General features: G+C 41.1%; 5 protein-coding genes. 3 read left to right on the top strand and 2 right to left on the bottom strand.

All coding sequences use genetic code 11. The features are described from left to right. Positions 1–88 precede the first annotated feature (88 nt). A complete protein-coding gene (locus tag QZ938_RS18155) occupies positions 89–325 on the bottom strand; it encodes a type II toxin-antitoxin system RelE/ParE family toxin (RefSeq protein WP_293352583.1) in 237 nt (78 codons plus the stop codon). Further along, positions 315–557: a CopG family transcriptional regulator gene (locus QZ938_RS18150; RefSeq protein ID WP_293150865.1), complete on the bottom strand. Its 243-nt coding sequence runs from the start codon at positions 555–557 to the stop codon at positions 315–317. The genes QZ938_RS18155 and QZ938_RS18150 overlap by 11 nt, the downstream gene beginning before the upstream one ends. 137 nt (positions 558–694) lie before the next feature. Here QZ938_RS18150 and QZ938_RS18145 point away from each other — a divergent pair, with 137 nt between their 5' ends. The 3 genes from QZ938_RS18145 to QZ938_RS18135 all read left to right on the top strand — a co-directional run bounded on the left by QZ938_RS18145 (position 695) and on the right by QZ938_RS18135 (position 3,394). Next, positions 695–1,318 carry a hypothetical protein gene (locus QZ938_RS18145; RefSeq protein ID WP_293150867.1) on the top strand — a complete coding sequence of 208 codons (624 nt, stop codon included), beginning with the start codon at positions 695–697 and terminating at the stop codon, positions 1,316–1,318. Positions 1,319–1,420: 102 nt separating this feature from the next. Beyond that, complete coding sequence (locus tag QZ938_RS18140) at positions 1,421–1,894, top strand: BsuBI/PstI family type II restriction endonuclease (RefSeq protein WP_293352581.1); 474 nt, start codon at positions 1,421–1,423, stop codon at positions 1,892–1,894. Between the two features lie 126 nt (positions 1,895–2,020). Next, complete coding sequence (locus QZ938_RS18135) at positions 2,021–3,394, top strand: MFS transporter (RefSeq protein WP_293352579.1); 1,374 nt, start codon at positions 2,021–2,023, stop codon at positions 3,392–3,394. Positions 3,395–4,088: the final 694 nt, after the last annotated feature.

Below are 4,088 nucleotides of genomic sequence, written 5' to 3'. Positions count from 1 at the left end.
TGTTCTATCGCTTTCGCCTGGTTTACTGAACCATGTAACTGTAGTTAATTAGATCGTGTCTTCTCTGTTTAATCATCATGAGTAAGTGTCAGTAACATTGTACCTCATCTTTCTGAGAAAGGCTATAAGATGTATTGGAAATAACAAGTTCTCTAGTAGCTTCTACGCGACCAACTCTGCCCATAAAAGGAAACTCTGCGAGTTGACTTACAGCACTCTGAATCCTTAAAATTAATTGCCTTGCTGCCTCTGGATCGTCTTTGACAATATATCCGTGAGCTTGTTCTAGATTTCGCAAAGCTTGTCGCAGCCACTTAATTTTCATTTGTCAACTTGGCAAAAATTGCTTGGACTTCATCATCGCTGGCAAAATCTCCAGCTTCGGCCTCGGCAACGCCTTTGTTAATTTCATCAAGCAGCCATTGATAGATTTCAAGATAAGAAGCGATCGCTTCATTCAAAACATAGGTTAAATCGCGATCCGTGACATTGGCGATCGCCCTCAGCGCCTCTTTTTTATCGCTGTCAAGTAGAAATGTAAAATTTTCTTGACTCATGGCTCTCCTTTGCTGTTAGTGGAAAAGAGTAAACTGCTACCATGATAGCATATTGTTTCTACTAATTTTAGCAAAAATAAACTGAACAGGCGAAACTTTGCTACAATAAGTAAAAAAGAACCAGCTAGCGCATTGATATGACTGCGATCGAACAGCCACTAATTAAAACAATTTATGATTTATTTGACCTGGTGCGTACCAGGCCAAAAATGTATTTAGGCAATAATGGCATAACCCTGACTGCACTGATGGCGCTTGTGACTGGCTATAAATTTGCTTGTTTTTATAATGGAGTTGAACTTGACGAAGGAACACCTCCGTATTCGCACTTTGTTCACTGGATAACGTATCGACTTTTTGGCAAGCCAAGCAGCCTGCCTTGGGAGTTCATGGAAGACCAGCTCGGTCAATCTGTCGCTTTTTCAACTTTCTTAGAGATGCTTGACGAATTCCGCAGCCTCCAGCCGTGTCTTCTTGCCAGCATACAACCAAGTAGCAAACATCAACTAACTGGTAAAGTCTTAATTCATCAAGGAAATCCCGAAGATAGTTTGCACAGATATGTGCCGTCAACGATCGCAATCATTGGTTATCCAAATGTCTCAGTTTGCTTTATTAGTTATGAATATTCCAGCGATCCACCTTATGAAATAATGTATGATTCATTAAAAGAAGCGCTGAAATTTATCAAGAGAGATATAAATATTCAAATAAGTGAATGGAACTTTACTGAAATGGGTAACGATCGCCTTGCAACATAATTAATGCTGGTAGTTTTTAGTGAGGTTACTAAATAATAGTTAAAGTATCAGTTGGTTAATACAGGTTTGATTGTTGTGAATCCTTACCATACATAACGTGCGGTGAATAATCCCAAAAACTTCTTAATATCAAAGATTGTGACTGAGTTTGCTTCTTGCTTTACTCCTGCTGGCAAGCTGATTTATGTCGGAGATACAGATGAAAAGTTTGCTCATTTCAACGAAGCATCGCTCGCGGTACTAGGCGTTACAATTGATGCTCATGGTAAGATGCCAGATGTAATTATTCACTTCACTGAAAAGAATTGGTTGGTGTTGATTGAAGCAGTTACTTCACACGGGCCGATTAATCCAAAACGCAAAACTGAGCTTGAGAATCTTTTTATAAGTTCGACAGTACCTTTGGTGATGGTGACAGCTTTCCTCAGCCGCAAAGCAATGGCGGAATATTTATCTGATATTTCCTGGGAAACAGATGTCTGGGTAGCAGAAGAGCCTACTCACCTGATTCATTTTAACGGACAACATCTGTTGCAGGCTTATTCAAAAGATGAAAATATTTGTGAGCCAGAATGATGCTAAAATACGCTGTTTGTATGGCTGCGGCTGGCATCAGCACAATATATGCTGTGATACCAGCGGTTGAATTGACCGGAAATTGTCGATCGCACTCAGTAAACAAAATCAGTAGTTAGGCAAAATATGTCTGCAATGGAAAAAAAACCGATCGATGGATTGTGGGTATCAGTATTGTACTTCGCCCAGGGTCTCCCGTACACCGTCGTTAATATAATGTCGGTGATTTTTTTAAAAGGGATGGGAACCAGCAACGAACTAATCGGATTGACAAGTCTGTTATCTTTTCCCTGGGTATTAAAAGGTTTGTGGGGCCCGGTTGTTGATTTGTATTCAACTAAACGCAAGTGGATTTTAACAACGGAAATTATTTGTGCTTTTCTGTTTGCTTTCCTAGCTTTTGGTGTGTTGACGCCTTTGGCTGTTATTATATCGCTAGTTGTCTTTACAGCGATCGCCTTTGTTTCAGCTACTCACGACATCGCCATTGACGGATTTTATTTAAACACTCTCAATAAAGACAAACAAGCACTATTTGTCGGTGTTCGCAACACGGCTTATAGAGGTGCCGTGATTGTCGGTAGCGGTGTCTTGGTTTTCTTAGCAGGTAAACTAGCAGAACAGCATTTAATCCCGGTAAATGCAGGCGATACTAAAACATATCAGGAAATTCCACTGTCACTTTTCGGTTCGTCTTATAACGTGTCTCCGGTTAACTACGGATGGGCGACAGCCTTTGGCATTTGCGCGCTGATTTTTGTGCTGATTTATCTGTTTCAGCGGTGGTATCTTCCCTATCCGAGAAATTATGCTGCGGAAACAGGCGCACCCCAACAAACAACCAGCTTTTTCGAGGCATTTAGAACCTATTTTCAGCAAGATAAAATTGGTTGGATTGTGGCTTATGTCTTGATTTTTCGATTGGGAGATGCCCTGACTTTTAAAATGGCTCCTCCATTTTTAATGGATAAAGTTGAGAAGGGAGGATTAGCGGTTTCTACGTCGGACATGGGCTTGTTATCCGGTACTTTAGGAGTAATGTTTCTGTTGGTCGGAGGGTTGCTCGGCGGCTATTTGATTGCGAAACAAGGACTTAAAAAATGGATGTGGCCGACGGCGATTATGCAGAATTCAACTAACGTGTTGTATTGGATGTTGGCAATCCATCAACCGGGGATTGAATGGGCCTATGCTGTAAATTCGATCGAGCAATTTACTTACGGGCTTGGTGTGGCTGCCTATACAGTGTTCTTAATGCGGACTGTCCGCCCTGAATACGAAGCATCTCACTATGCAATTACCACGGCTTTTATGGCGGCAGGAGTCTTAATTCCGGGTGTTTTTAGTGGCTACTTACAGACTGCATTGGGCTATCAAAATTATTTCTTGTTTAGTTCACTCGCTGTGATTCCCGGTATGCTGACGATTTTCTTTTTGCCGCTAGAAGATGAGAAAAAATTAGAATCTATGCCCCGGCCTGGACTGGACGATCCAGATTAATTAAATTGTATCTGTAATTAGGTACGTAGTTGCGCTTGGGCGCTCTTGGTGAATATAAGCCAAGAGCGCTAAAATATAGGACACAACAATGTTGTGCCCCTACCCAGATATCAATCCAAAAATTAGGTACGTAGTTGCGCTTCAGCGCTCTTGGTGAATATAAGCGAAGAACCCTAAAATATAGGATACAAAAATGTTGTAGCCCTACCCAGATAGCAATCCAAAAATTAGGTACGTAGTTGCGCTTGGGCGCTCTTGGTGAATATAAGCGAAGAACCCTAAAATATAGGACACAAAAATGTTGTATTCCTACCCCATATAGCAATCCAAAAATTAGGTACGTAGTTGCGCTTCAGCGCTCTTGGTGAATATAAGCGTATAGCGCTAAAATATAGGACACAAAAATGTTGTATTCCTACCCCAGATATCAATCCAAAAATTAGGTACGTAGTTGCGCTTCAGCGCTCTTGGTGAATATAAGCGAAGAACCCTAAAATATAGGACACAAAAATGTTGTATTCCTACCCCAGATAGCAATCCAAAAATTAGGTACGTAGTTGCGCTTCAGCGCTCTTGGTGAATATAAGCGAAGAACCCTAAAATATAGGATACAAAAATGTTGTGGCCCTACCCAGATATCAATCCAAAAATTAGGTACGTAGTTGCGCTTGGGCGCTCTTGGTGAATATAAGCG

This window comes from Microcoleus sp. CAWBG27, from assembly GCF_020883145.1.
GTDB lineage: Bacteria > Cyanobacteriota > Cyanobacteriia > Cyanobacteriales > Microcoleaceae > Microcoleus.
The sequence above is the reverse complement of the archived record's forward strand: the minus strand, read 5'-3'. Positions and strand labels throughout refer to the sequence as shown.

Bases quoted from the DNA above. Each gene is read 5' to 3' on its own strand.
- QZ938_RS18155 (WP_293352583.1), bottom strand. From the start codon at position 325: ATGAAAATTAAGTGGCTGCGACAAGCTTTGCGAAATCTAGAACAAGCT.
- QZ938_RS18150 (WP_293150865.1), bottom strand. From the start codon at position 557: ATGAGTCAAGAAAATTTTACATTTCTACTTGACAGCGATAAAAAAGAG.
- QZ938_RS18145 (WP_293150867.1), top strand. From the start codon at position 695: ATGACTGCGATCGAACAGCCACTAATTAAAACAATTTATGATTTATTT.
- QZ938_RS18135 (WP_293352579.1), top strand. From the start codon at position 2,021: ATGTCTGCAATGGAAAAAAAACCGATCGATGGATTGTGGGTATCAGTA.